Below are 25,380 nucleotides of genomic sequence, written 5' to 3' on the forward strand. Positions count from 1 at the left end.
GGGGAGGGCTGGTGGACCGGAGGGGCGGGCGGAGCCGGGGGTGCCGCGGGCGCCGGGGGCGCGGGCGGGGCGACGGCTGCCGCGGGAGCCGGTTCCTCGTCCACGCTGACCCCGAAATCGGTGGCGATGCCGGCGAGGCCGTTCGCATACCCCTGGCCGACCGCGCGGACCTTCCACACACCGCCGCGCTGGTAGATCTCGACGACGACGAGCGCCGTCTCGCCGGCCAGCTGCGGCGGGGTGAACGAGGCGATCACCGAGCCGCCGTCGGCGTTGCGCACGGTGGCGGTGGGCTCGATGCCCTGGAAGGTCTGTCCGGCGGCGTCGGGGCTGGCCGTGACCACGATCCGCTCGATGCCCGGGGGCACCGAGGCGGTGTCCACGGTGACCGAGTCCGGTGCCGCGCCGCCACCGGAACGGTAGGTGACACCGGGCCCGGTGGGCTGGTTGAAGAAGATGAAGTCGGCGTCCGAGCGCACCTTGCCGTCCGCCGTCAGGAGCAGGGCGGACACGTCGAGCCGCACCGGCGCAGCCACGTCGACCGTCACGCGGACGGCGTTGAGCGGCAGGTTGGATCCAGGGGTCATAGCGGTCATGCCCGGAGAACGACCGGAGGGGCTTTGCCGTTCCCTTACCCTCGCGGGATATTTCCGCGCCGGTTGCGGGGGTGGTTCTTCGCGGTGCGCTCGTTGCCGAACTTGTAGGAGCCGGTCCACCGGGCCATCACGAGCTGTGGATCCCCGGCCTCCACTTCGGCCAGGAACGCCGCGGCGCGCCCCCCTCGCAGGGTGGCGGCGGTGCGGCCCCGGTGGGTGATGACGACGTGGCCGTCGCTCCGTCGGTCGTAGGTGAACCCGTGCGGTTTCGGCATGGCCCGCAGCCTGCCCCGCCGGGGGCGGGGCGGGCAACGGGTTTCTGCGTGCGTTCGCGCGCTCACATGTCCGTGGGTTCGTGGCGCGTTGGCTCGTGTGCTCGTGCCGCGGTGGCTCGTGCGCCCGGGCTCCCGGGGGCCGGCCGCCGGGGGCCGGCCGCCGGCCGCCGGGGGGTCAGTCGCCCGTGACCCGGCGGGGGAGCCCCAGGGGATTGGCCTCGCGCAGCTCGGCCGGCAGCAGCGCGTCCGGCACCGACTGGTAGGCCACCGGCCGCAGCCAGCGCTCGATCGCCGTGCCGCCCACCGAGGTGGAGTGCGAGGTCGCGGCCGGGTACGGCCCGCCGTGGTGCTGGGCCGGGGCCACCGCGACCCCCGTCGGCCAGCCGTTGACCACGATCCGCCCCGCCAGCTGCGTGACCTGCCCGATCAGCTCGGCCGCCGGGCCCGGGGCGCCCTCGGCCTCGGCGGCCGACAGCTGGAGGGTGGCGCTCAGGTTCCCGCCCAGCAGCCCGAGGACCGCGCCCGCCTCGGCCTGCCCGCCGTACCGCACGACGACGGTGACCGGGCCGAAGCACTCCTCCAGGAGGAGGCCGTGCCCGTCGCCCGCGAGGAGGTCCCCGGCCCGCACGGTCAGGTAGCCCGCACCCACGGTGTGCTCACCGCCGGACCCCGGCGTCACGGGGGCCTCGACACCGGGCAGCGCGGCCCGCTCGCGCACCCCGGAGATGAAGTTCTCCCGCATCCGCCGGTCGAGGAGCACCCCGGGCTCGATCTCGCCGAGGGCCTTGGTGAGCTCGCCGGTGAGCCGGTCGCCGTCCGCGCCGTCGGGCACCAGGACCAGGCCGGGCTTCACGCAGAACTGGCCGACGCCGAGGGTCATCGAGCCGGCGAGACCGGAGCCGATCTCCTCGGCGCGTTCGGCGGCCGCGGCCGGGGTGACCACGACGGGGTTGAGGGAGCCCAGTTCCCCGTGGAAGGGGATGGGCACCGGCCTGGCGGCGGCGGCGTCGAACAGCGCCCGGCCGCCCCGGACGGAACCGGTGAACCCGGCGGCGGCGACCAGCGGGTGGCGGATCAGCTCCAGGCCGGCGTCGAACCCGTGGACCACGCTCACCACTTCGGGCGGGAGCCCGTTGGCGGCGGCGGCCCGGCGCAGCAGCGAGCCGCACAGCTCGGAGGTGGCGGGGTGGTCGGGGTGCGCCTTGACCACGACCGGGCAGCCCGCGGCCAGCGCGCTCGCGGTGTCCCCGCCGGGGACGGAGAAGGCGAGCGGGAAGTTGGAGGCGGCGTAGACCGCGACCACGCCAAGCGGCACCTTGTAGCGGCGCAGCTCGGGGCGGGGCGGGCTGAGCGAGGGATCGGCGCGGTCGATCCGGATGTCGAGGTAGGACCCTTCGTCGACGGCGTCGGCGAAGGCGCGCAGCTGGCCGGTGGTGCGGGCCAGTTCGCCGGTGAGCCGGCCCGGGCCCAGCGCGGTCTCTGCGTCGGCGGCCTCGATGACGTGGGCGGCGGCCTCGTCGAGCAGCGCAGCGGCGGTGCGCAGGAACGCGGCGCGGACGGCGGCGTCCGCGAGCGGTCCGCGGGCGGCGTGGGCGGCCCGTACGGCCTCGTCCACCTCACGGGGTGTGGCCTCCACCGCAACCTGTTCGCGCTGCTTCCCGGTGCGGGGGTCCACACTCCAGACTGGTGTCGTTGTCATGGCCCACTGCCTCCTGGATCGTTCAGTATTCTGAACGCGGTTCCGGTGGATGAATGATCACATCTGCTGCGGACTCTATTTCCGGGTCCTCCGCGTGACAAGAGCCGACGAGTGGCGACCAGAGGGGAAGCAGGCGTATGACGACGACCGAGCCGGGGATCCCTGCCCAGGCCGCGCCGGTCAAATCGGCGGTCCGCACCGTCCTGCTGCTGGAGCACTTCGCGGCGCGGCCGGGGCTGCACAGTCTGGCCGACATCCAGAACGACCTTTCCCTGCCCAAGTCCAGCCTCTACATGCTGCTGCGCACCCTGGTGAACCTGGGCTGGGTGGAGACCGACGCGACGGGCACGCGGTACGGCATCGGCGTACGGGCCCTGCTGGTCGGCAGCTCGTACATCGACGGCGACGAGGTGGTCGCCGCGGCCCGGCCCACCCTGGACCGGCTCTCCGACGACACGACGGAGACCATCCACCTGGCCCGGATCGACGGGACCAGCGTGGTGTACCTCGCCACCCGGCAGTCCCAGCACTACCTGAGGCCCTTCACCCGGGTCGGACGGCGGCTGCCCGTGCACTCGACGGCGCTCGGCAAGGCCCTGCTCGCCACGCACTCGGACGCGGAGGTGCGGGCGCTGCTGCCGCGGCGGCTGGAGGCGGTCACCGAGCACACCATCACCGACCGGGAGCAGCTCATCGAGGAGCTGGAACTGGTACGGGAGCAGGGGTACGCGGTGGACCGGGAGGAGAACACGCTCGGACTGCGCTGCTTCGGGGTGGCCGTGCCGTACCGGACGCCGGCCCGGGACGCGGTGAGCTGCTCGGTGCCGGTGGCCCGGCTGACGCCCGGGCACGAGCAGGTCATCAAGGCGGCGCTGTTCGAGGCGCGCGACCGGCTGTCGGTGGTGACGCGCCGCATGTGACGGTGCGTGGGGCGCCGCGGGCCCGGGAGGTTCCTCCCCCGCACGGGGGAGGCGGTTCCCCTTCGAGGGGGAGGTGGCGGGCCGCCGTGCACGCGACTGTGGGGACATGACCACACGAGGCGTTCACACGACGTACGAGCCGCAGTCCTCCACCCCGTCGCAGGGGGCCGGGAGGAGCGTCCTCGCGGCGGCGGCCCTGGCGGCCACGGTGCCGTATCTGGCGCTCAAGGCCGCCTGGCTGTCCGGCAGCCGGATCGGGATACCGGACGGCAGCGTGCTGCTGGAGGCCGGGCCGTTCCTCACCGTGGCCAATGCCGTCACGCTCGCCATGGACGCGGCCGTGATCGTGCTCGTCCTGGTGCTCACCAGACCCTGGGGGCTGAGAACGCCCGCCTGGATGCTGACCGTTCCGGTGTTCACCGCCACGGGCCTGCTGACCCCGATCCTCCTCGGCTTCCCCGGTCAGCTGCTCGCGCGGGCCCTGGGCTTCGGGACCGGCCCGGACGAGGCGGCCGCGAGGGAGTCCTTCCTGGACTCCTGGGTCTTCATCGTCGTGTACACGGGATTCACCGTCCAAGGACTCGCCCTGGCCGGACTGTTCGTGCCCTATGCGCGCAAGCGCTGGGGCCGGCGGTGGCAGGGCGTGCTGGGAGAGCGGCTGCCGTCGCCCACGGGGGTGGTGGCGGCAGCCGCGGTCCCGTGCGCCCTGGCCCTGGGGGTGCTCTTCCTCTACTGGGCCTTCGGCGGTACGGCCGGGCTGAGCGCCGAGCGGGCCGAGGCGTATGCGGTGGAGAGTGCCGTGGGCTCCGTGGCCCACGCGATATGTGCGCTTGCCGCGGGAGCGGGCACGTTGCTCCTGACCCGGGGCGGGACGCTGCGGGCACGGTGGCCGCTCGGGCTCACCTGGGTCGGCGCCGCCGCGACCCTGGCCTGGGGAGCCTGGATGCTGATCGCCTCGCTGGGCCCACAGGTGGACGGCGGTGAAGGGCCGTCCACCGCGGGGCAGTTGATCTACGCTGGCCAGATGGTCACCGGAGCGCTCGCCACCGCCGTCCTCACCCGGTTCCTCATATCCCGACGCGCGAGCTGATGCGCGACGGCCCGGGCCGGCTGCTGGGTGAGCGGGCCCGGCTGCGATGGCTCCACCAGATCCTCGGCGGTGCCCTGCTGATGCCGTACTTCCTCCTGGCCTCGGTGGGGGTCGGCTCGGCGGCCGGCGGAGCCAACGCCCTGTCCTCCCTCCCGCTGAGCCTCGCCGCCTACGCGGCGGCCCTCCCGCTGGTCGCCGTCACCGGCGTGTACGGGCTGGTCCGGCCGCTGTCGGTGACCGCCGTGCGGGCCATGTGCGGGGTGCCGGGGGAGCGGCTCGCCGAAGGGCCCGCGCGGACCTGGGCCGCGCGGGGGCGGGCCTGCGCCTGGTGGATCCTGCACCTGGGGGTCGGAGCACTGGTCAGCGGGATGACCCTGGCGGTGCCGCCCATGGCGGTGGTGCTGCTCGTCCTGCCCTTCGTCAGTGGCCTGCGGGAAGTCCGGCTGGGGTTCGGCTGGTTCAACACGGGCGTCGAGACGTACACGGCGCCCCTCCTCGGGATCGGTCTCCTGGCCGCTCTCACGCTGTGCGCGGCCGCAGCGGGGGAGCTGCTGGCCCGGCTGGCGCCCGTACTGCTCGGGCCGACGGCGGCGGACCGGCTCGCGGCGGCCGAGGAGCGGGCCGCCGACCTGGCCGTGCGCAACCGGCTCGCCCGGGAGCTGCACGACGCGGTCGGACACGCGCTCAGCGCCGTCACCCTCCAGGCGGCCGCCGCCCGGCGGATGCTGGAGCGCGACCCCGAGTTCGTACGGGAGGCGCTCGCCGCGATCGAGGACACCACCCGGCGGACGGTGGGCGAGCTGGACGCCGTACTGGGCCTGCTGCGCGAGGGGGACCCGGCCCGGCCGGACGGCGCGGCCGCCCCCGCCCCCACCCTCGCCGCCGACCTCGACGGCCTGCTCGCCCGCACCCGGGCCGCGGGAGCCGTCGTCACCGCACACCAGGACCCCGGGCCCGTGGAGGACTGGCACCGGCTTCCGGAGATCACCTCGCGCGAGGCCTACCGGATCGTCCAGGAAGGCCTCAGCAACGCCCTGCGCCACGGCGCCGGCCCGGTGGACCTGTGGATCCTCGTCCGGGCCGGCCACGACACCGCACCGCGAGAACTGGAGATCACCATGACCAATCCCCCCGCCGGGCCCGAGGGACGGGAGCCCCGCACCACCGGCGGCCGCGGGCTGCGCGGCTGCGCCGAGCGGGCTGCACTGCTCGGCGGCAGCGTCGGGGCGGGCCCGCACGAGGACCGGTGGCGGCTGCGCGCGGTCCTCCCGCTGGCCGGAGGCGAGCGATGACCACGGCCGCCCCGGCGGGCCGGCCGCCGCTGCGCATCGTGCTCTGCGACGACGAGCGGATGGTCCGCACCGCGCTGCGGGCCATCCTCGAGGCCGAGGCGGACCTGGAGGTCGTCGGAGAGGCCGCCACCGGCGCCGAAGCGGTCCCGCTGGTGCGCTCCCTCGCCCCCGACGTGGTGCTGATGGACGTCCGCATGCCCGAGATCGACGGCATACGGGCCACCGAGCAGATCCTGGCCACCATGGCCGAGCCGCCCCGGATCGTGGTCGTCACCACCTTCGAGAACGACGCCCACGTCTATGACGCGCTGCGCGCCGGAGCCGTCGGCTTCCTCCTCAAGCGCGCCGATCCCGACGAGCTGGTCGGAGCGGTCCGGCTCGTCGCCCGCGGCGACTCGCTGCTCTTCCCGGCCGCCGTCCGCTCCCTCGCCGCCACGCACGCGTCGGCCCCCGCCCCCGTCACCGCCCCCTGGATCGCCAGGCTCACCGACCGCGAGGCCGACGTACTGCGTCTGATGGCCACCGGGCTGTCCAACCACGAGATGAGCGAACGGCTCGGGGTCGGACCCCAGACGGTCAAGACACACGTCGCGTCGGTCCTCACCAAGACCGGCTCCCGCGATCGCACCCAGGCGGTCATCGCGGCCTACGAGGGAGGATTCATCATGAAGAACCGCTGAGAACTCGGCCACAATCGGGGCAGAGCGGAACGCCGGGGGCCGCCGGGGCGTCCTTTCGTTCGATGAACAAAACGATCAGGCGTGCGTCGGTCTTCTGTCTGCTCCTGGTGCTGGCCCTGCTGGTCCGCGTCACCTGGGTGCAGGCGTACCAAGGCCAGGCCCTCGCAGACGACAAGCACAACCGCCGCAATCTCATCGGGCAGTACGAGAACCCGCTGGGCAACATCATCGTGGGCGGGGAGGCGATCACCGGCTCGGAGAAGACGGGGGGCAAGGACTTCGGCTACAAGCGGACCTACGTCGACGGTCCCCTCTACGCGCCCGTCACCGGTTACAGCTCACAGGCCTTCGGCACCAGCATGCTGGAGGGCGTCTACAAGAACGTCCTCAACGGCTCCGACAGCAGGCTGAAGACCGTGATGGACATGCTCACCAACAAGCGGGCCGACCCCGGCAACGTCCTCACCACGATCGACAAGGACGTCCAGAAGGCCGCCTACGACGCGCTCCAGGGCAAGCAGGGCGCCGCCGTGGCCATCGACCCCGTCACCGGCGAGATCCTCGCCGTCGTGAACAACCCCTCCTTCGACCCGGGCAGCATCGCCGGCGCCAACGACCAGAAGGCCTGGGACGCGCTCTCCGCCGACAAGGGCAAGGCCATGGAGAACGTGGCCCTCCGCAAGCCCCAGGCGCCCGGCTCCACCTTCAAGCTGGTCACCCTCGCCGCGGCGATCGAGAACGGCCTGGTCACCGACATCGACCAGCAGACCGGCATCGCCGACCCGTACACGATCCCCGGCACCCGCACCCCGCTGCCCAGCGAGGCGGGCTCCGCGGCCTGCAACAACGTCTCGGTGCGCACCGCCCTGCGCCTGTCCTGCAACAACGTGTTCGCCGAGCTCGCCTCCAAGCTCGGCCAGGACAAGATGCGCGCGACCGCCGAGAAGCTCGGCTTCAACACGCAGATCGACACCCCGGTCCGCACCAACCCGCCGAGCAAGTACCCGTCCAAGAAGATGTCGATCGACCAGGTCGCGCAGACGGGCATCGGCCAGTTCGACGTCCAGGCCACCCCGCTGCAGATGGCGATGGTCACGGCCGCGATCGAGAACGGCGGCAAGCTCGTCGCCCCGCACATGGTCTCCGAGGTCACCGACGCCAACGGCAACGTGCTGGAGAGCTTCAAGGACCCGAAGTCCCAGCAGGTCATGAAGGAGCGGACGGCCTCGATGATCCGGGACGCCATGCGCACCGTCGCCACCGAGGGCGGCGGCAAGCCGGCCCAGGTGCCGGGCGCAGAGGTGGGCGGCAAGACCGGCACCGCCCAGCGCGGCGTGAACAACAGCCTCGCACCGCTGGCCTGGTTCACCTCGTACGGCAAGGCGAACGGCAAGCAGATCGCCGTGGCCGTCGTGATCGAGAACTCCGACACCGACCGCTCCGAGATCGGCGGCGGCAAGCTGGCCGCCCCGATCGCGCAGAAGATGATGCAGGCCTGGCTGAAGAAGTAGGCGAGCGGGGCTCCGTGCCCGACGCGCCGGGAACCGACGCGGTTCCCGGCGCGTATCTGTCGTCATGATCAGGAATGCGCGACCCGCCGACCTCGACGCCATCGCCGCCCTCCACACCAGGGCCCGCGCCACCTATTACCAGGGCCACATACCCGAGGAGGCCTACGCCGGGGAGGCCGAGCTGGCCCGGACCCGCGAGGGCTGGACCCTGGCCGTCGCCCGCGACGCCACCGAGGGCGGGGTTCTGTGCGCCGAGGAGGACGGCGTGCTCACCGGGGTCGCCGCCTTCCGCACGCAGGGCGGCGAGACCACCCTCACCCAGCTGCACGTCGACCCGGTCCACTGGCGCCGGGGGACCGGGGGCGCCCTGCACGCCGCCTGCGTGGAGGTCTGGCGGCGCGCCGGCGTCCGCCGGGTGCGCGTGGAGGTCTACGAGCACAACCTCCGGGCCCAGGCCTTCTACACGGCCCAGGGCTGGCTGCCCGACCCGGCCGGCACCCCCTCGGGCAGCCACCGCACGCTCTGGCTGGACGTCGCCTGAGGCAGCCGCGCCGTCAGAGTCGTCAGAGCCGTCAGCGCCGTCAGCGCCGTCCGCGCCGTCCACGGCGTCCGGGGAATGAGACGGCGGAGCGGATGGTTCGCACCACTGATGGTTGAACAGCAAACCGTCCCCCCCAGTGACCCCGGAGAGAAGAAGGATCATGCGCGTCGAGATCTGGAGCGACATCGCCTGCCCCTGGTGCTACATCGGCAAGGCCCGTTTCACCAAGGGGCTGGCCGAGTTCGCGCACCGTGACGAGGTGGAGGTCGTCTTCCGGTCCTTCGAGCTCGACCCGGCCGGCCCCAGGGGCGTGACCGCCCCCGTCGTGGAGATGCTCGCCAAGAAGTACGGCCGCACCCTCGACGAGGCGCGCGGCATGGAGGAGCACGTCGCCGCGAGCGCCCGCGCCGAGGGGCTGGCGTACCGGACCGACGGGCGCGACCACGGCAACACCTTCGACATCCACCGGCTGCTGCACCTGGCCGACGCCAGGGGGCGGCAGGAGGAACTGCTCGACCTCGCCTACCGGGCCAACTTCGCCGAGGAGCGCTCCGTCTTCGACCCCGAGGTGCTGGTCGCGCTCGCGGTCGAGGCCGGACTGGACGAGGCGGAGGCGCGCGCCGTCCTCGCCGACGGCTCCGCCTATGCCGACGAGGTCCGCGCCGACGAACGCGAGGCCGCCGAGCTGGGTGCGAACGCCGTGCCGTTCTTCGTCCTCGACCGCCGTTACGGGATCTCCGGCGGACAGCCGGCCGAGGTGTTCACCCGGGCCCTGGAGCAGGCGTGGGCCGGGCGTGAGGTGGAGGAGCCGGCCGCCGGGGCCGACGCGTGCGAGCCCGACGGGTCGTGCGCCGTCCAGGCATAAGCATCACTTGGAGTGGGCGAGAAAAACTCGGCAATGGACTTTGGGTCGTTCCTGGCACAGAGTTGACGGCATGGACCTTCCGATCGCCGAAGCGACCCGTGCCGAGTTCGCCCACTCCACCACCTACCTCAACTCCGCCAAGTGCGGGGTGGTCCCGCGCTCCGCCGTCGTGGCGATGAAGGAGCTGGCCGAGGCGGCAGGGGCCGGGACCCCCGCCGGATTCGGCGACTTCGACCGCGTGAACCGCGCCCGCGCCTCCTTCGCCCGCCTGGTCGGGGTGGACGCCGACCGGGTGGCCGTAGGCTCCGCCGTGTCCACCCACGTCGGCCTCGTCGCGGCCTCGCTGCCCTCCGGCGCCGAAGTGCTCTGCCCGGAGGGCGACTTCGCCTCCGTGATCAACCCGTTCGTGGTGCGGGGCGACCTCAAGGTGCGGTTCGCGCCGCTGGAGGCCCTCGCCGAGGCCGTCGGCCCGGACACCGCCCTGGTCTCGCTGAGCGCCGTCCAGTCCGCGAACGGGCGCAAGGCCGACCTGGCGGCGGTGCGTGCGGCGACCGCCGCACACGGGGCCCGGATGCTCGTGGACGCTTCCCAGGCGGCCGGCTGGCTGCCCTTCGACGCCTCGCCGTACGACTACACGGTCGCCGTCGGCTTCAAGTGGCTGCTCGGCGTCCGCGGGGCCTCGTTCATGACCGTGTCGCGGGAGGCGCAGGACGCGCTGACCCCGCTGCACGCCGGCTGGGTGGCGGCGGAGTCCATGTGGGACGCCGTCTACGGTCCGATGCCCGAACTGGCCGCCTCCGCGCGTCGGTTCGACGAGTCCCCGGCCTTCCTCGCCTACTACGCGGCAGAGGTCTCGCTGGCCCTGATCGAGCGGATCGGCATCGAGGCCGTGCACGCCCACGACACCGCCCTGGCCGCCCGCTACCGCGCCGGACTCGCGAGCCTCGGCCACGAGCCCGTACCCGGTGACGCCGCCATCGTCTCCGTGCCGGGCCTGGCCGACCGGCAGCCCGCCCTGGAGTCGGCCGGCATCCTCACCTCGGCCCGAGCGGGCCTGCTGCGGGCCTCGTTCCACCTGTACAACACGGAGGCGGAGGTGGACCGGCTGCTGGACGTCCTCTCCGCCTCCTGACGCGGTGGGGGCCGGACGTACAGTGCCGCCATGAGCCATGTGAGCGATGTGCGCGATGTGAGGGGTCCGAGCGGTCCGGGCGACGTGCTGCACGTGAAGGGGCGGGTGCTGATCGGGCCCGACGAGGTCCGCGACGAGCTCTGGGTGGTCGGCGGGCGCGTCTCCTACGAGCGCCCGCCCGGCGCGCGCGAGGTCACCACCGTGACCGGCTGGGTCCTGCCCGGGCTGGTCGACGCACACTGCCACGTGGGGCTCGACGCCCATGGGCCGGTCGACGCCGGGACGGCGGAGCGCCAGGCGCTCACCGACCGCGACGCGGGCACCCTCCTGATCCGCGACGCCGGATCGCCCTCGGACACCCGCTGGATCGACGACCGCGAGGACCTCCCGAAGATCATCCGGGCGGGCCGGCACATCGCGCGCACCCGCCGCTACATCCGCAACTACGCCCACGAGATCGAGCCGGCCGATCTCGTCGAGTACGTCGGCCGCGAGGCACGGCGCGGCGACGGCTGGGTGAAGCTGGTCGGCGACTGGATCGACCGCGACGCCGGCGACCTGACGGCCTGCTGGCCGCGCGCCGAGGTCGAGGCGGCCATCGCCGAGGCGCACCGCCTGGGCGCCCGGGTCACCGCGCACTGCTTCGCCGAGGACTCGCTGCGCGACCTCGTCGAGGCCGGCATCGACTGCATCGAACACGCCACCGGCCTCACGGAGGACACCATCCCGCTGTTCGCGGAACGCGGGGTCGCCATCGTCCCCACCCTCGTCAACATCGCGACCTTCCCGAAGCTCGCGGCAGGCGGCGACGCGAAGTTCCCGCGCTGGTCGGCCCACATGCGGCGGCTCCACGAGCGGCGCTACGACACCGTCCGGGCCGCCCACGACGCGGGCATCCAGGTCTACGTCGGCACCGACGCCGGGGGTTCCCTGCCGCACGGGCTGGTCGCGGCGGAGGTCGCCGAGCTGGTGAAGGCGGGGATCCCGGCCCTGGACGCCCTCTCGGCGACGGCCTGGGCGGCCCGCGAGTGGCTGGGCAGGCCGGGCCTCACCGAGGGCGCACCGGCGGACCTGGTGGTCTACGACGCCGACCCGCGGGCCGACGTACGGGTCCTGGCGCAGCCGCGTCGGGTGGTCGTCGACGGCAGGGTCAGGGCCTGAACACGGTGCCGAACGCGGTGCGGTGAGCGGGGCCGCAAATCGAAACCCAGCACGGAAACCACCCTTTGGGGTGAAGTGACCTCAGGTAGCTGCCCCGTCACCCACATTGAGTAAGGATTCCCAGGGTCGAAGCCGTCGGCGCGTGCGATGTCCCCCATTGGCCGCGCGACGGCACCCAACTCCCCGGGGGTTCCAGCACCTTGAACAGCAACACCTTCCGCATGCCCGCGGCCGTTCTGCTCGCCACGGGGGCGGTCGCCCTGCTCACCGCACCGCCCGCCTCCGCCACGGGAGGCACCCCTGCCGACGGAGCGGGCAGGTCCGGCGCCGTCGTCCTGCGCACCGGGCTGGACGTGGGCCTGCTCAACAAGACCGTGCACGTGCCGCTGAAGGCCACCCTCAACGAGGTCAGCGCGCCCGCGACGGCCGAGAAGACGGCGCTGACCGTGACCCTGGACGGGGTCGAGGGGAACAAGCCGGTCAGCGTGCTGCGCGCGGACGTCGCCACCTCCAAGGCCACCGCGGACAGGACGAAGGCGGAGGCCGAGGCCAACCTCGCCAAGGCCCGTGTGCACGTGCCCGGGCTCCCGCTGCTCTCGCTGATCGAGGTGGAGAAGGTCACCTCCAAGGCCGTCTGCGAAGCCGGCAAGAAGCCGGTGGCCAGCGCCAACGTCCTCGGCACGGTGACCGCGCTCGGCAAGAAGGTCACCCTCTCGGCAGGCGGTCCCACCAAGGTCGAGGTCCCCGGAGTGGGCATGGTCAGCATGGAGCTGTCCGGCACCGAGACCACCTCCACCACGGCCGCCGCGGCCGCGCTCCGGCTGAAGGTGGCGGTGAACCCGCTGAACCTGAACGTGGCGCAGGTGGACGGCGAAATCGTGCTGGCCGAGGCCCACTGCGAGTCCCCGAAGGGCCCGGCCCCGACGACGAAGGCGCCCGGGCAGCCCGACATCAAGACCCAGACCGGGACCGGCACCGGCGGCGCCGCCACGGGCGCGGGCACCGGATCGGGCGGCACCACGGACGCCAACCTGGCCGAGACCGGGGGCGGTTCGCTCACCCCCTTCATCACGGGCGGTGCGCTGACCCTGCTCGCCCTCGGCGGCGGCGCGCTCTTCCTGACCCGGCGCGGCAGGGCCCAGTAGGACCGCCGGGCGACCCGGCCCCGGCCCCGGCCCCCAGTCCGGCGCGGCCGCGTCCGGTACCACCGCCACCCGGCGAGCACATCGGAGGGGAGTGCTCAACGGGTGGCGTGGGTGAGCCCCTGATCACCCGCGCCGCGTGACATCACGGCGTCGGTGACCTGCCGGTCGATCCGGGCGTACTCGCCGCGCTTCGCGGCCGGCAGCGTCTCGTCCGAGGCCGCGCAGGAGGCGCAGACGACGCGGAACGGCGGGCCCATGTCCGAGTACTGGGTGAGGTACTCGGCCTTCACCACGTCCCAGCGGCCCGGCCGGTCCGCCGCCGGGGCGAAGGTGAAGCGGGGGACCGAGGACTGGTTGCCGCGCAGCTTGTCGGCGGGGACGAAACTGGCCACCTGGTCACCCATGCCGAAGACCACCCAGGTGCCGTTGATCTTCTCGTAGGGCTGAGGCACGTGGTTGTGCGTGCCGATGATCAGGTCGATGTCGGGGAGGCCGTCGGCCGACCGGGAGGCGGTCAGGGCCTGCGCCAGCTCCGTCTGCTGCTGGTCCGGGGCCGTCTGCCATTCGGTGCCCCAGTGGACGCTGAGCACCACGACGTTCGCCCCGCCCGCCCGGGCCGCACGGGCGTCGGCGACGATCCGGTCCTTGTCGATCAGGTTCACGGCCCACGGCTTGTCCTGGGGGAGCGGGATGCCGTTCGTGCCGTAGGTGTACGACAGCTGGGCGACCTTCGCGCCGCCCGCCGAGAGCAGGGCCGGGGCCTTGGCCTCCTCCGCGCTGCGCGCCGAGCCGACGTGCGGGATGCCGACCCGGTCCAGGTGGTCCAGGGTGCGGGCGAGGCCCTCGTAGCCGTCGTCCAGCGTGTGGTTCGAGGCGGTGGAACACCCGTCGTACCCGGCGTCCTTGAGGGCGTCAGCCAGCTGGTGCGGGGCCTTGAAGGTGGGATAGCCGGTGTAGGGGCCGCCGGGGCGCCCGTACGGTATCTCGTGGTGGCATATGGCCAGGTCGGCGGCGGAGACCAGGGGTTTGACCCCGGCGAGTATCTTCCGGAAGTCGTACTCGCCGGCCCGTCCGGCGTCGTCCCCCGCCCGCTGGACGATCGACGGGTACGGGATGATGTCCCCGGTCGCCACCAGCGTGAACGGCTGCCCCGCGGGAGCGGCGGCGGCCGTCGGCAGGGGTGTGGCGCCGCGGTCCTGTCCGGCCCCCAGCCGCTGCCGTGCGGCGGGTGCGTCGTCCCCGTCGAGCAGCTGCGGTACGGCGTACAGGGCGCCGCCCACGATCACCAGTCCGGCCAGCGCTGCGCCTGTCGCGGCGGATGCCTTCATTCCCGTTCCCCCCGTTGTCCGTGCACCGATGCGGGGATCCTCGAACGCCCCCGCCCCCGCAGCCATCGTAGGGGGGCCGTTCGGGTGAACCCGGCACCGGAGCCCCCGAGAAAACGCAGGTCAGGCGGGTGGGTGCGAGGCGACCCCCAGGCCGGACGCAGGCCGGGCCCAGGCCGGATCCAGGCCGGATCCAGGCCGGATCCCGGCCGGATCCCGGCCGGACCCAGGCTCGGCCCAGGCCGGCGCGAGGCCGGCGCGCGGTCAGCGCGAGGTCAGCGCGAGGGCGCGGTCCAGGGCCTGCAGCAGCCGGCCCGTCGTCGCCCGGTCGCGCACCGCCAGCCGGAGCCAGGTCCGGTCCAGCCCGGGGAAGGTGTCCCCGCGCCGGACGGCGAAGCCGAGGGCCCGCAGCCGGGTGCGGACCTCCGCGCCGTTCGCCACCCGGATCAGGACGAACGGACCCTCCGCCCGGCCCACGACCGTCACCTCCTCGAACTCCGCGAGCCCGGCCAGCAGGTGCGCCCGGTCCACCGCGATCCGCCGCGCCGCCTCCTCCGCCTCGGCCAGCGCCGCCGGAGCCACGCAGGCCTCGGCCGCCACCAGGGCGGGCGTCGACACCGGCCACAGCGGCTGCGCCGCCGCCAGCTTCGCGATCACCCCGGGCTCGGCCAGCACGTAGCCGATCCGCAGCCCCGCCAGGCCCCACGTCTTCGTCAGGCTCCGCAGCACCACCAGCCCCGGCAGGTCGGTGCGGCCCGCGAGGGCCTCCCGTTCGCCCGGGACCGCGTCCATGAACGCCTCGTCCACCACCAGGATCCGGTGCGGCCGGGCCAGCGAGGCCAGGGTCGCCGCCGGGTGCAGGACGGACGTCGGATTGGTCGGATTGCCGACGACGACCAGGTCCGCGTCCTCCGGCACGGCCGCCGGATCCAGCCGGAACCCCTCCTCGGGGCGCAGCACCACCCGCTCGACCCGATGGCCGGCGTCGCGCAGGGCGGCCTCCGGCTCGGTGAACTGCGGATGCACCACGACCGGCCGTAGGGCGCCCAGGGCCCGCGCGATCAGCACGAAGGCCTCCGCCGCCCCCGCCGTCAGCAGCACCCGCTCGACCGGCAGCCCGTGCCGGGCCGCCACCGCCGCGCGGGCGGCGCGCCCGTCGGGATACGCGGCGAGGTCCCCGAGGGAGGCGGCGATCCGCTGCTTGAGCCACTCCGGCGGCGTGTGCGCCCGTACGTTGACCGCGAGGTCCTCCAGGGCGGAGCCCGCGTCCACCACTTCGGCGTCCCCGTGATGGCGCAGGTCATGGGCCTGCGCCGTGGCCACCGCGCAGGTCGCCGAGAGCGAGCGGCGCTTGGGCACGAGGAGCTCCCCGCCCGCCGCGAGGGCGGCGGCCTCCGCCACCGAGGGCGTGCCGGTCGCGGCCCGCGCCGCCTCCGAGGGGTGCGGTACGGGGACGGCGGCCAGCCGGTCCGCGGAATAGCCGACGACGGGCACGCCGAAACGTTCCGCCGCCCCGGCGATCCCCGCCTCGCCCGTCTTCGAGTCCACCGTGGCCAGCGCCGTCACCGCCGCCGCGGCCAGCCCGGCGCCCCGCAGCGTCTCCTCGACCAGCGCGCAGACCTCCTCGACGGACACGCCCGCCCGCCCGCCGACCCCGACCACCAGCTGCGTCGTGTACTCGCCCACCGCGGGGCCTCCCTCCGTAGTCACGGTCACCGGCACTTCACCGGACACCGGTCAGTCGTCAACACTGCGACGCCCGCCGTCCGCGCGCGGACGTGCGCGCGGGCCGGGGAGTCTGTATTCAGGGGCACATGGCCGTGATCGTGGCGTTGGGCGCGTTCCTGATGACCCTGCTGGGCGGTTGGACGGCGCAGCGCGTCACCGACCGCCGCCACCTCGTGCTGGGGCTGGCGGGCGGGCTGATGCTCGGTGTCGTCGGCCTCGACCTGCTCCCCGAGGCGCTGCACGCGGCGGGCAGCGAGGTCTTCGGCGTCCCGCTCGCCCTGCTGCTCTTCGTGGCCGGCTTCCTCGTCGCCCACGTCGTCGAGCGGCTGCTGGCCGTCCGCCAGGCCGCGCACGGCGCCGAGAACGGCGCGCGCGTCCCGGAGGTCGGGCTCACCGCGGCCGCCGCGATGGTCGGCCACAGCCTCGCCGACGGCGTGGCGCTCGGCGCGGCCTTCCAGGTCGGCGGCGGGATGGGCGTGGCCGTCGCGCTGGCCGTCATCACCCACGACTTCGCCGACGGGTTCAACACCTACACCCTCACCAGCCTCTACGGGAACGACCGCCGCAAGGCCCTGATGATGCTCTTCGCGGACGCGGCCGCCCCGGTGGTGGGCGCCGCGTCCACTCTGCTCTTCACCCTTCCGGAGGAACCTCTCGGCGCGTACCTCGGGTTCTTCGGAGGCCTCCTGCTCTACCTCGCGGCCGCCGAGATCCTGCCCGAGGCGCACCACAAGCACCCCGCCCTGTCCACGCTGATGTGCACGGTGGGCGGGGTGGCCGGGATCTGGCTCGTGGTGGGCATCGCGGAGTGAGCCGGCGGGGTTCACGGCCGTGCTGCCGCGGCATCCCGCACGGCCGCCGCCCGCGCGGCCGCGGCCGCGGCGAAACGGCGGGCGACGGACGGCTCCGCCGCCCAGTGCGTGTGCAGGTAGCTGGCGTGCACCCCCTGCCGGACGAAGCCCTCGACCCGGCGCTCCGGGTGCGTGAACCCCCACGCCGGAGCGGCTCCGGCGCCCGGCTCGATCACCGTCCGGTGGAACTCGTGCCCGCGCAGCCGGGTCCCGGCCGCCGCGAGCGAGCTGTCGGACACCGCCACCGCCTCGCGGTACCCCAGGGTCAGCCGCTCCGACATCCGCGCGTCCGCGTCGAGCACCCCGCACATGGGCTTCCCGTCCAGCGACCGCGCCAGGTACAGCAGCCCGGCGCACTCGGCCGCCACCGGCCCGCCGGCCGCCGCGAACGCCGCGACGGACCCGCGCAGCGCCTCGTTGGCGGACAGCTCCGGCGCGTACACCTCGGGGAAGCCACCGCCGATCACCAGGCCGGCCGTCCCCTCGGGCAGCGCCTCGTCCCGGAGCGGGTCGAAGGTGACGACCTCGGCCCCGGCGGCGGCGAGCAGTTCCGCGTGCTCGGCGTACGAGAAGGTGAACGCGGCCCCGCCGGCGACGGCGACGACGGGCCGGCCGGACGGTGCGGCGCCGCTGCCGGGGCTCCGCACCGGATCCGCCGCCTCGAACCCGAGCGAGGCCGGGTACGGCGACCACGGTTCGCAGGACAGCGGCGGAGCCGTCCGGGCCAGCGCCATCAGCGCGTCCAGGTCACAGCCCGCCCGCACCTGCTCGGCCAGCGCCGCCACGGCGGCCAGCGCGTCGGTGTGCCGCTCGGCCACCGGCACCAGTCCCAGGTGCCGCGAGGGCGTGGCCACCTGGGGAGCCCGCCGCAGGACACCGAGCACCGGCATCCCCGCCTCCTCCAGGGCCTCCCGCAGCATCACCTCGTGCCGGTCGGAGCCGACCTTGTTCAGGATCACGCCCCCGAGGCGCACCTGCGGGTCGAAGGACGCGAAGCCGTGCACGAGCGCCGCCACCGACCGCGACTGCGAGGACGCGTCGACCACCAGCACCACCGGGGCCCGCAGCACCTTCGCCACCTGCGCCGTCGACGCCAGCTCGCCTCGGCCCGCGGCCCCGTCGTAGAGCCCCATCACGCCCTCGACCACGGCCAGGTCGCACCCCGCCGCTCCGTGCGCGAACAGCGGGGCGACCAGCTCCGGCCCGCACATGAAGGCGTCGAGGTTGCGGCCCGGCCGGCCGGTGGCCAGCGCGTGGTAGCCGGGGTCGATGTAGTCGGGCCCGGCCTTGTGCGGGGACACGGCGAGGCCGCGCTCCGCGAAGGCCGCCATCAGGCCCGTGGCCACGGTGGTCTTGCCGCTGCCGGACGACGGCGCGGCGACGACCAGCCGGGGCATGTCGAACGAGGTCACCACTCGATGCCCTTCTGGCCCTTCTGGCCGGCGTCCATCGGGTGCTTCACCTTGGTCATCTCGGTGACCAGGTCCGCGAACTCCACCAGCTTCTCCGGCGCGTTGCGTCCGGTGATCACCACGTGCTGGCTGCCGGGGCGGCCGCGCAGCACCTCGATGACCTCGTCGACGTCGATCCAGCCCCAGTGCATCGGGTACGCGAACTCGTCGAGCACGTACAGCTTGTGCGTCTCGGCGGCCAGATCGCGCTTGACCTGCTCCCAGCCCTCCTTGGCCGCCTGCTCGTTGTCGAGCTGCGCGTCCCGCTGGACCCAGGACCAGCCCTCGCCCATCTTGTGCCAGACGACGCTGCCGCCCTCGCCGGAGGCGCCGAGCACCTTCAGCGCGTTCTCCTCGCCGACCTTCCACTTCGCCGACTTGACGAACTGGAACACCCCGATCGGCCAGCCCTGGTTCCAGGCGCGCAGCGCCAGCCCGAAGGCCGCCGTGGACTTGCCCTTGCCCGGTCCGGTGTGGACGAAGACGAGCGGGCGGTTGCGGCGCTGGCGCGTGGTGAGCCCGTCGTCCGGAACGACGGACGGCTGTCCCTGAGGCATTACGCGGCCCTCCTGGTGGTGTGGGAAGCGGAAGTTGTCACTGCGGTACGTACGTCCTTCACGAGCCCGGCCAGCGAGTCGGCCCGCAGCCCGTCGAGGGTGACGGCCGGTCCGCCCAGGTCGGCGGCCAGCGCCCCGGCCAGTCCCAGCCGGACCGGCCCCGACTCGCAGTCCACGACGACTGACGCGACCCCGTCGGCGGCCAGCAGCCGGGCACTGCGCGTCGTCAGCTCGCGCGGGTCACCGCCGAGGGCCCCGGCCGAGGTGGCCCGCCCGTCGGTGACCACGACCAGCAGCGGGCGGCGGCTCGGATCCCGCAGCCGCTCGATCCGCAGCACCTCATGGGCCTTCAGCAGCCCGGACGCGAGCGGCGTGCGGCCGCCGGTGGGCAGCTTCTCCAGCCGGGCGGCGGCCGCGTCCACCGAGGAGGTGGGCGGCAGCGCCAGCTCGGCGGCGGCGCCGCGGAAGGTGACCAGGCCGACCTTGTCCCGGCGCTGGTAGGCGTCCAGGAGCAGCGACAGCACGGCGCCCTTGACCGCGCTCATCCGCTGCCGGGCGGCCATGGACCCGGAGGCGTCGACCACGAAGAGGACGAGGTTGCCCTCGCGGCCCTCCCGGGTGGCCTGGCGCAGGTCGTCCTTGCGGACCACCAGGCCGCGCCCGGCGCGGCCGCGCGCCTTCTGGTGCGGGGCTGCGGCGTGCACGGTGGCCGCCAGGTGCAGCTTCGTGAGCTGGCCACGGGGGCGCTGGGCGCCGGTGGTCCGGCCGTGGGCGGTGCGGGCGCGCGACCGCCGCCCGGCGGCGCCCTCGCCGAGCCCCGGCACGCTCAGCATCCTGGTGCGGAACGGCTCGTCGGCCCGTACGGCGCCCTGCTCGGGCCCGTCGGCCTCCTGGGCGGAGGGCTGCGGGGCCGCCCCGGGGGACGGCGCCGGGGGGCCGGGGGTCTCGGCAGGGGGCTGCGCGTCCTGGGCACCGCCGCCCTGCGGCGGCACCCCGCCGCCGCCGTCGGAGCCGCCCCCGTCGTCGTCCGGGCCGCCCTCGGGACCCTCGGGGCCGGGATCCGGCTCCGGGTCGGGCTCGTCCTGCGGGTCCTCGTCGGGGAACCGGTCGAGGATCTCGTCCAGCTTGTCCTCGTCCAGGCCCGGCGCGTCGAAGGGGTTGCGGCGCCGCCGGTGGGGGAGCGCGAGCAGCGCGGCCTGCCGTACGTCCTCCTTCAGCACGGTGGTCCGTCCGGCCCAGGCGGCCAGCGCGGTCGCGGTCCGCGCCATCACGATGTCGGCCCGCATGCCGTCGACCTCGAAGCCGGCGCAGGTCGCGGCGATCTGCAGCAGCGCGGTGTCCCCGAGGCGGACCTGCGGCAGCAGGGCCCGCGCGGCCACGACCCGGGCGCGGACCTCGCTCTCGTCCCCCGACCAGCGGGCGGCGAAGCCCGCGGGGTCGTCCTCGTAGGCGAGCCGGCGGCGGACGACCTCCACCCGCTGGGCGGGCTCGCGGGAGGCGGCCACCTCCACGGTCAGCCCGAAGCGGTCGAGGAGCTGCGGCCGCAGCTCGCCCTCCTCCGGGTTCATGGTGCCGACGAGCAGGAAGCGGGCCGCGTGCCGGACGGAGACGCCCTCGCGCTCCACGTACGAGGCGCCCATCGCGGCGGCGTCGAGCAGCAGGTCGATCAGGTGGTCGTGGAGGAGGTTGACCTCGTCGACGTAGAGGATCCCTCGGTGGGCGTCGGCGAGCAGGCCCGGCTCGAAGGCCTTCACGCCCTCGGCCAGGGCCCGTTCGATGTCGAGGGCGCCGACGAGGCGGTCCTCGGAGGCGCCGACGGGCAGCTCCACCATGCGGGCGGCCCGGGCGCCACCGGGGCCGGCCTCGTGCGGACCGTCGGGGCAGCCCGGGTCCGGCGCGGCGGGCGCGCAGGAGAACCGGCAGCCGGGCACGACGTCGACCTGCGGCAGCAGCGCGGAGAGCGCGCGTACGGCGGTGGACTTGGCGGTCCCCTTCTCGCCGCGCACGAGCACCCCGCCGACCGCCGGGCTCACGGCGTTCAGCAGCAGCGCCAGCCGCAGGTCGGTCTGGCCGACCACCGCGGTGAACGGATAGGGCGTGCTCATGCGTTGCCTCTCTCTGTGCGGATGTGGGTCTGCGTGCGGGCGGGCCGGCCCGTCACGGGGCGCCCGGCGGGAGGAACGGCAGGCCGGTGGGGGCTCCGGTCTCGATCAGGCGCAGCAGTGCGTGCGTGTCGGCGTGTTCCTCGATCAGGTCGCCCAGTACGTCGAGCTGTTCCTCGCGCAGCGCGCCGAACGAGGTGTCCGGGGCCGGGACGAACCGCCGCCCGGCGGCCGCCGCCACCTCCCGCAGGAACGCCCGGCGGAAGCCGTCCGACTCCAGCGAGCCGTGCCAGTGCGTCCCCCAGACCGCGCCGACGCGGCACCCGTCCAGGAAGGAGTCGCCGCCGAGCACCTCGGCCACCCCGTGGTGGATCTCGTACCCGTCGACCGGCTCGCCGAGCGCGGTCCCGGTGGGCCGGGCCAGGGTCTTCTCCCGTGCGAAGCGCACCCGGACCGGAAGCAGGCCCAGGCCCTCCACCGAGCCCGCCTTCGACTCGACGTCGTCCTCGATGTGCTCGCCCAGGGCCTGGAAACCGCCGCAGATGCCCAGGACCGGCCGGCCCTCGGCGGCCCGCCGCGCCAGCGCGTCCGCCAGTCCGCGTTCGCGCAGCCACGCCAGGGCCTTCACCGTGCCGCGGGTGCCCGGTACGACGACCAGGTCCGCGTCGGCGAGTTCCTCGGCGCGGTCCACGAAGCGCACCACGACCCCGGGCTCGGCCGCGAGCGCGTCGACGTCCGTGAAGTTCGACATCAGCGGCACCGCGCAGACTGCGACCCGCAGCACGTCCTCGCCCACGGGCGGCGCCACCACGGACTCGCGCACGGCACCGCGCAGCGAGACCCGCAGGCCGTCCTCCTCGTCGATGCCCAGGCCGTGCCGGAAGGGCAGCACCCCGTAGGTCGCCCGCCCGGTCAGACCGCGCAGCATCTCCATGCCCGGCTCCAGCAGCGACACGTCGCCGCGGAACTTGTTGACCATGTAACCGGCGATCAGCTCCTGGTCCTGCGGGGAGAGCAGTGCCGTCGTCCCGAAGAAGGACGCGAAGACCCCGCCGCGGTCGATGTCGCCGACCACGACCACCGGGAAGCGCGCGGCCCGCGCGATGCCCATGTTCACGATGTCGGTCCGGCGCAGGTTGATCTCGGCCGGACTGCCCGCCCCCTCGCAGATCACGGCGTCATACGTGCCCCGGAGCTGCTCCAGGCAGTCCGTGACGATGCCGAGCAGCTGCTCCTGGCGCCCGCCGTGGTAGCCGCGGGCGCTCATCTCGCCCACCGGCTTGCCCAGCAGCACCACCTGGCTGCTGCGGTCGCTGCCGGGCTTGAGCAGCACCGGGTTCATCAGCGCGGTCGGCTCCACGCGGGCCGCCTGGGCCTGCATCGCCTGGGCGCGACCGATCTCGGCGCCCTCCCGGGTGACGAAGGAGTTCAGCGACATGTTCTGCGCCTTGAAGGGCGCCACCTTCACGCCCTGACGGGCCAGCCAGCGGCAGATGCCCGCCGTGACCACGCTCTTGCCCGCGTCCGATGTCGTACCGGCGACCAGCAGCCCGCCGCCGCGCCTCGTGCCGCTCATGCGCGTCCCCCTCGTACTCGTCCCACCAGCAGCCGCGCGGCCACGCAGGTGCCCAGGGCCAGCCACGTCACCCGCCGTGACAGCCGTACCGCCCGCTCGATGTCGGCGACCTCCACCGGCCGCCCTTCCGCGCCGTTCAGCACGGCCCGGTGCTCGACCCGGCCGCCGTAGGCCAGGGTTCCGCCCAGTCTGACGCCGAGCGCCCCGGCGAAGGAGGCCTCGACGGGCCCGGCGTTGGGGCTCGGGTGCGCGGCGGCGTCCGCGCGCCAGGCGCGCACGGCCCCGCGCCGGTCGGGGCCGGCCACCACGGCGGCCAGGGCCGTCAGCCGGGCGCCGGGCCAGCCGGCGAGGTCGTCGAGCCGGGCGGACGCCCAGCCGTAGCGCAGGTGACGGGGGGACTTGTGGCCGACCATCGCGTCCAGCGTGTTGACGGCACGGAAGGCCAGCAGTCCGGGGACCCCGGCCACGGCGCCCCACACCAGGGCCCCGACCACGGCGTCGGAGGTGTTCTCGGCGACGGACTCCACGACGGCACGGGCCATCTGCTGCCCGTCCAGGGACTGCGGGTCGCGGCCGCACAGGTGCGGCAGCCGCTCGCGCGCCACCTCGACGTCGCCGGCGGCGAGCGCGCCGCCGATGGCACGGGCCTCCCGGCCCAGCGAGGTGCCGCCCACGACGGCCCAGGTGGCGGCGGCGGTCAGGGCGATACGGGCGGCTGCGGGGCGGGAGCGCACGGCGCGGGCGCCCAGCGCGCCGACGGCGGCCGCGCCCCCGGCGCACAGCAGGGTGTGCAGGACGCCGCGGGCGCGGTCGTCACGCCACAGGGAGCGCTCGACTGCGGCGGCGGCTCGTCCGAAGGCGGCCACGGGGTGCCCTCGGCGGGGATCACCGAGGATCCGGTCGCCGATCAGGCCCGCCGTGGCGCCGTACGCGAAAACGCGATCGGCACGCATGGTGGCAGGTATGTCCTCACTCAGGGTCCGCGCCCTGGTTCGACGTGTCCGGCGGCGAGAGTTCCTGGCTCCCGGGTCGCACGCGCGGCGTGCGCTCCCCGGTGACAGTGGCGGGACCGCGCCGGAATCGCACCGGACTTCCTCTCCATGCCGCCGTATTGGCTCGGGCAGTCCACCACGCACCCGGAAGGCCCGTCAACTCGCCGTTGACCTGCGGCGCGGCAGGCCCGGAGATGCGAAAGCCCCCTCCGGGACGAACCCGGAGGGGGCTTTCACGCCGTGCCCGCGCTGTCGCGGGGGATCAGGCGACGATCAGGTAGATGCCGTACGTCACGGCCGCCGCGACGAGCGCGAAGCAGAGGTACGCGCCGCTGCGGGCCAGGGTGGCGCTGCCGCCCTGCTCGGTGGCGGCCTCGTGCTTGGACAGGCCCACCAGGCCCAGGGTGAAGAGGGCCACGAGGGCGACGGTGGCGAAGAGGCTGACCCCGAAGACGGAGCCGAGCGCTTCCCAGTCGATCTTCATACTGCCGATTCCTCTGTGTGTCTCTGTCTCGGTCAGACCGCGGCGGCCGGAGCCGCCGGGGTCTGCGTCGCGGCCGGGATGGTGGCCTTGAGGTCCTCGTCCGTGACCGCGGCGGCCGTGCCGGCGGCGGCGACGGTCGGCGGGACGGTGACGGCGGCGATCGCCGTGGTGACGACACCCGGCTCCTCGGTGACGGCCGGCGCCACCTCGTTGACGTTGGTGTGGTCGACGACCTGGCGGCGCGAGATGAGCCAGATGGCCAGGCAGGAGCCCACCAGGAAGACGGTGACGGCGGCGATGCCGATGTCACCGGCGCGCATGACCAGCTCGGCACCGGCCGAGACCAGCGCGGCGGCCGGCAGGGTCAGGCCCCAGGCGACGAACATGCGGGTCGCGGTGGACCAGCGGACCACACCGCCCTTGCGGCCCAGGCCCGCACCCATGACCGCGCCGGAGCACGAGTGGGTGGTGGAGAGCGAGAAGCCCAGGTTCGAGGAGGCGAGGATGACGGACGCGGCCGAGGTCTGGGCGGCGAAGCCCTGCTGCGGGTGCAGGTCGGTCAGGCCGCTGCCCATGGTGCGGATGATGCGCCAGCCGCCCAGGTAGGTGCCGAGCGCGATGGCCACACCGGCGGAGACGATGACCCAGACCGGCGGGTTCGCGTCGGGCGCGATGGCGCCGCCGGCGATGAGGGCCAGGGTGATGATGCCCATCGTCTTCTGCGCGTCGTTGGTGCCGTGCGCGAGGGAGACCAGACCGGCCGAGGCGATCTGACCGGCGCGGTACCCCTTCGCGGAGGTCTTCTCGCCGACCTTGTCACCCAGCTTGTAGGTGAGCTTGGCCGCCAGGTACGCGGCGATGCCGGCCACCAGCGGGGCGGCGATCGCGGGGATGAGCACCTTGGTCACGACGACGCCGCCGTTGACCGCGCCGAGGCCGGCGGAGGCGACCGCGGCACCGATCAGGCCGCCCATCAGGGCGTGGGAGGAGCTGGACGGGAGTCCGACCAACCAGGTGACGAGGTTCCAGAGGATGGCGCCGACCAGCGCGGCGAAGATCACCTCTGGCTGGATGCCTTCCTCGTTGACCAGGCCCTTGGAGATCGTCTTGGCGACCTCCACGGACATGAACGCGCCGACGAGGTTGAGCACGGCGGACATGGCCACCGCGGTCTTGGGCTTGAGGGCGCCGGTCGAGATGGTGGTGGCCATCGCGTTGGCCGTGTCGTGAAAACCGTTCGTGAAGTCGAACACGAGAGCGGTGATGATCACGATCCCGAGGAGAAGCGTTATGTGCTCCATTTACCCAGGCTTCTGTTTGGCGTCAGTGGCTCGGCGAACGTAGGCAACCTGAGTGAACGGAAGGTGAACTGGCTCCGGCGGAGCGGTGTACGGGCACGGGGCGCGA

Annotated in this window: 23 protein-coding genes and 1 riboswitch; of the genes, 11 read left to right on the plus strand and 12 right to left on the minus strand. The window is 74.2% G+C overall.

Going from position 1 to position 25,380, the window contains the following annotated elements; all coding sequences use genetic code 11:
- The 3 genes from IH80_RS0119820 to IH80_RS0119830 form a co-directional block, all read right to left on the minus strand.
- Positions 1 to 596: TerD family protein (locus IH80_RS0119820; RefSeq protein ID WP_030962233.1), on the minus strand; the 596-nt coding region annotated here is incomplete at its 3' end.
- A gap of 35 nt (positions 597 to 631) precedes the next feature.
- Entirely contained in the window at positions 632 to 871 is a 240-nt protein-coding gene (locus tag IH80_RS0119825) for a hypothetical protein (RefSeq protein ID WP_030962123.1), read from the minus strand.
- Between the two features lie 175 nt (positions 872 to 1,046).
- A complete protein-coding gene (locus tag IH80_RS0119830) occupies positions 1,047 to 2,570 on the minus strand; it encodes an aldehyde dehydrogenase (NADP(+)) (RefSeq protein WP_030962124.1) in 1,524 nt (507 codons plus the stop codon).
- Positions 2,571 to 2,707: 137 nt separating this feature from the next.
- On the opposite strand from IH80_RS0119830, the gene IH80_RS0119835 reads away from it, so the two are divergent.
- From IH80_RS0119835 to IH80_RS0119880, 10 genes are all read left to right on the plus strand, one after another.
- Positions 2,708 to 3,490 (plus strand): IclR family transcriptional regulator, encoded by a 783-nt coding sequence (locus IH80_RS0119835; protein ID WP_030962125.1) that lies wholly within the window; start codon positions 2,708 to 2,710, stop codon positions 3,488 to 3,490.
- A 106-nt stretch (positions 3,491 to 3,596) separates the two neighbouring features.
- A complete protein-coding gene (locus tag IH80_RS0119840) occupies positions 3,597 to 4,580 on the plus strand; it encodes a hypothetical protein (protein ID WP_030962127.1) in 984 nt (327 codons plus the stop codon).
- Positions 4,580 to 5,872, plus strand: coding sequence for a sensor histidine kinase (locus tag IH80_RS0119845; RefSeq protein WP_030962129.1), 1,293 nt, complete (start codon positions 4,580 to 4,582; stop codon positions 5,870 to 5,872). The genes IH80_RS0119840 and IH80_RS0119845 overlap by 1 nt, the downstream gene beginning before the upstream one ends.
- Positions 5,869 to 6,552, plus strand: coding sequence for a response regulator transcription factor (locus tag IH80_RS0119850; RefSeq protein WP_030962130.1), 684 nt, complete (start codon positions 5,869 to 5,871; stop codon positions 6,550 to 6,552). The genes IH80_RS0119845 and IH80_RS0119850 overlap by 4 nt, the downstream gene beginning before the upstream one ends.
- Before the next feature lie 62 nt (positions 6,553 to 6,614).
- Positions 6,615 to 8,063 (plus strand): peptidoglycan D,D-transpeptidase FtsI family protein, encoded by a 1,449-nt coding sequence (locus IH80_RS0119855; RefSeq protein ID WP_030962131.1) that lies wholly within the window; start codon positions 6,615 to 6,617, stop codon positions 8,061 to 8,063.
- 64 nt (positions 8,064 to 8,127) lie between these two features.
- Complete coding sequence (locus tag IH80_RS0119860; RefSeq protein ID WP_030962132.1) at positions 8,128 to 8,604, plus strand: GNAT family N-acetyltransferase; 477 nt, start codon at positions 8,128 to 8,130, stop codon at positions 8,602 to 8,604.
- A gap of 160 nt (positions 8,605 to 8,764) precedes the next feature.
- A complete protein-coding gene (locus IH80_RS0119865; RefSeq protein ID WP_030962133.1) occupies positions 8,765 to 9,469 on the plus strand; it encodes a DsbA family oxidoreductase in 705 nt (234 codons plus the stop codon).
- 70 nt (positions 9,470 to 9,539) lie between these two features.
- Positions 9,540 to 10,601 carry an aminotransferase class V-fold PLP-dependent enzyme gene (locus IH80_RS0119870; protein WP_030962135.1) on the plus strand — a complete coding sequence of 354 codons (1,062 nt, stop codon included), beginning with the start codon at positions 9,540 to 9,542 and terminating at the stop codon, positions 10,599 to 10,601.
- Between the two features lie 30 nt (positions 10,602 to 10,631).
- Positions 10,632 to 11,762, plus strand: coding sequence for an amidohydrolase family protein (locus IH80_RS0119875; protein ID WP_051809588.1), 1,131 nt, complete (start codon positions 10,632 to 10,634; stop codon positions 11,760 to 11,762).
- Positions 11,763 to 11,962: 200 nt separating this feature from the next.
- Positions 11,963 to 12,907 (plus strand): SCO1860 family LAETG-anchored protein, encoded by a 945-nt coding sequence (locus IH80_RS0119880; protein WP_030962138.1) that lies wholly within the window; start codon positions 11,963 to 11,965, stop codon positions 12,905 to 12,907.
- Positions 12,908 to 13,002: 95 nt separating this feature from the next.
- On the opposite strand, the gene IH80_RS0119885 is transcribed toward IH80_RS0119880, so the two are convergent.
- Positions 13,003 to 14,235 carry a CapA family protein gene (locus tag IH80_RS0119885; protein ID WP_078906636.1) on the minus strand — a complete coding sequence of 411 codons (1,233 nt, stop codon included), beginning with the start codon at positions 14,233 to 14,235 and terminating at the stop codon, positions 13,003 to 13,005.
- A 261-nt stretch (positions 14,236 to 14,496) separates the two neighbouring features.
- A complete protein-coding gene (gene cobC, locus IH80_RS0119890) occupies positions 14,497 to 15,918 on the minus strand; it encodes an Rv2231c family pyridoxal phosphate-dependent protein CobC (RefSeq protein WP_234432298.1) in 1,422 nt (473 codons plus the stop codon).
- 128 nt (positions 15,919 to 16,046) lie between these two features.
- Between cobC and IH80_RS0119895 the strand changes: the two genes are divergently transcribed.
- Positions 16,047 to 16,772 (plus strand): ZIP family metal transporter, encoded by a 726-nt coding sequence (locus IH80_RS0119895; RefSeq protein WP_030962142.1) that lies wholly within the window; start codon positions 16,047 to 16,049, stop codon positions 16,770 to 16,772.
- A gap of 11 nt (positions 16,773 to 16,783) precedes the next feature.
- Here the strand turns inward: IH80_RS0119895 and IH80_RS0119900 are convergent, their stop codons facing one another.
- The 7 genes from IH80_RS0119900 to IH80_RS0119930 form a co-directional block, all read right to left on the minus strand.
- Positions 16,784 to 18,208, minus strand: a complete 1,425-nt coding sequence (locus tag IH80_RS0119900; protein ID WP_051809596.1) for a cobyrinate a,c-diamide synthase — start codon at positions 18,206 to 18,208, stop codon at positions 16,784 to 16,786.
- 11 nt (positions 18,209 to 18,219) lie between these two features.
- Positions 18,220 to 18,819: a cob(I)yrinic acid a,c-diamide adenosyltransferase gene (gene cobO, locus IH80_RS0119905; protein WP_030962145.1), complete on the minus strand. Its 600-nt coding sequence runs from the start codon at positions 18,817 to 18,819 to the stop codon at positions 18,220 to 18,222.
- Positions 18,819 to 20,924: a putative cobaltochelatase gene (locus tag IH80_RS0119910; RefSeq protein ID WP_030962147.1), complete on the minus strand. Its 2,106-nt coding sequence runs from the start codon at positions 20,922 to 20,924 to the stop codon at positions 18,819 to 18,821. Before IH80_RS0119910 ends, cobO begins: the two co-directional genes overlap by 1 nt.
- A gap of 52 nt (positions 20,925 to 20,976) precedes the next feature.
- Positions 20,977 to 22,497 (minus strand): cobyric acid synthase, encoded by a 1,521-nt coding sequence (locus IH80_RS0119915; protein WP_030962148.1) that lies wholly within the window; start codon positions 22,495 to 22,497, stop codon positions 20,977 to 20,979.
- On the minus strand, positions 22,494 to 23,450 hold the full coding sequence (locus IH80_RS0119920) for a cobalamin biosynthesis protein (protein WP_030962149.1): 957 nt from the start codon (positions 23,448 to 23,450) through the stop codon (positions 22,494 to 22,496). Before IH80_RS0119920 ends, IH80_RS0119915 begins: the two co-directional genes overlap by 4 nt.
- A gap of 58 nt (positions 23,451 to 23,508) precedes the next feature.
- Positions 23,509 to 23,595, minus strand: a riboswitch (cobalamin riboswitch).
- A gap of 156 nt (positions 23,596 to 23,751) precedes the next feature.
- A complete protein-coding gene (locus tag IH80_RS0119925; protein WP_030766819.1) occupies positions 23,752 to 23,973 on the minus strand; it encodes a hypothetical protein in 222 nt (73 codons plus the stop codon).
- A 32-nt stretch (positions 23,974 to 24,005) separates the two neighbouring features.
- Positions 24,006 to 25,274 (minus strand): inorganic phosphate transporter, encoded by a 1,269-nt coding sequence (locus IH80_RS0119930; RefSeq protein WP_030962150.1) that lies wholly within the window; start codon positions 25,272 to 25,274, stop codon positions 24,006 to 24,008.
- Positions 25,275 to 25,380 lie beyond the last annotated feature (106 nt).

The sequence above is a fragment of the Streptomyces sp. NRRL S-378 genome (assembly GCF_000720645.1).
GTDB lineage: Bacteria > Actinomycetota > Actinomycetes > Streptomycetales > Streptomycetaceae > Streptomyces.

What these genes read in the sequence shown, in the direction of transcription:
- IH80_RS0119825 (WP_030962123.1), bottom strand. Translation starts at nt 871, where the DNA reads ATGCCGAAACCGCACGGGTTCACCTACGACCGACGGAGCGACGGCCAC.
- IH80_RS0119830 (WP_030962124.1), bottom strand. Translation starts at nt 2,570, where the DNA reads ATGACAACGACACCAGTCTGGAGTGTGGACCCCCGCACCGGGAAGCAG.
- IH80_RS0119835 (WP_030962125.1), top strand. Translation starts at nt 2,708, where the DNA reads ATGACGACGACCGAGCCGGGGATCCCTGCCCAGGCCGCGCCGGTCAAA.
- IH80_RS0119840 (WP_030962127.1), top strand. Translation starts at nt 3,597, where the DNA reads ATGACCACACGAGGCGTTCACACGACGTACGAGCCGCAGTCCTCCACC.
- IH80_RS0119845 (WP_030962129.1), top strand. Translation starts at nt 4,580, where the DNA reads ATGCGCGACGGCCCGGGCCGGCTGCTGGGTGAGCGGGCCCGGCTGCGA.
- IH80_RS0119850 (WP_030962130.1), top strand. Translation starts at nt 5,869, where the DNA reads ATGACCACGGCCGCCCCGGCGGGCCGGCCGCCGCTGCGCATCGTGCTC.
- IH80_RS0119855 (WP_030962131.1), top strand. Translation starts at nt 6,615, where the DNA reads ATGAACAAAACGATCAGGCGTGCGTCGGTCTTCTGTCTGCTCCTGGTG.
- IH80_RS0119860 (WP_030962132.1), top strand. Translation starts at nt 8,128, where the DNA reads ATGATCAGGAATGCGCGACCCGCCGACCTCGACGCCATCGCCGCCCTC.
- IH80_RS0119865 (WP_030962133.1), top strand. Translation starts at nt 8,765, where the DNA reads ATGCGCGTCGAGATCTGGAGCGACATCGCCTGCCCCTGGTGCTACATC.
- IH80_RS0119870 (WP_030962135.1), top strand. Translation starts at nt 9,540, where the DNA reads ATGGACCTTCCGATCGCCGAAGCGACCCGTGCCGAGTTCGCCCACTCC.
- IH80_RS0119875 (WP_051809588.1), top strand. Translation starts at nt 10,632, where the DNA reads ATGAGCCATGTGAGCGATGTGCGCGATGTGAGGGGTCCGAGCGGTCCG.
- IH80_RS0119885 (WP_078906636.1), bottom strand. Translation starts at nt 14,235, where the DNA reads ATGAAGGCATCCGCCGCGACAGGCGCAGCGCTGGCCGGACTGGTGATC.
- IH80_RS0119895 (WP_030962142.1), top strand. Translation starts at nt 16,047, where the DNA reads ATGGCCGTGATCGTGGCGTTGGGCGCGTTCCTGATGACCCTGCTGGGC.
- IH80_RS0119900 (WP_051809596.1), bottom strand. Translation starts at nt 18,208, where the DNA reads ATGCCCCGGCTGGTCGTCGCCGCGCCGTCGTCCGGCAGCGGCAAGACC.
- cobO (WP_030962145.1), bottom strand. Translation starts at nt 18,819, where the DNA reads ATGCCTCAGGGACAGCCGTCCGTCGTTCCGGACGACGGGCTCACCACG.
- IH80_RS0119910 (WP_030962147.1), bottom strand. Translation starts at nt 20,924, where the DNA reads ATGAGCACGCCCTATCCGTTCACCGCGGTGGTCGGCCAGACCGACCTG.
- IH80_RS0119915 (WP_030962148.1), bottom strand. Translation starts at nt 22,497, where the DNA reads ATGAGCGGCACGAGGCGCGGCGGCGGGCTGCTGGTCGCCGGTACGACA.
- IH80_RS0119920 (WP_030962149.1), bottom strand. Translation starts at nt 23,450, where the DNA reads ATGCGTGCCGATCGCGTTTTCGCGTACGGCGCCACGGCGGGCCTGATC.
- IH80_RS0119925 (WP_030766819.1), bottom strand. Translation starts at nt 23,973, where the DNA reads ATGAAGATCGACTGGGAAGCGCTCGGCTCCGTCTTCGGGGTCAGCCTC.
- IH80_RS0119930 (WP_030962150.1), bottom strand. Translation starts at nt 25,274, where the DNA reads ATGGAGCACATAACGCTTCTCCTCGGGATCGTGATCATCACCGCTCTC.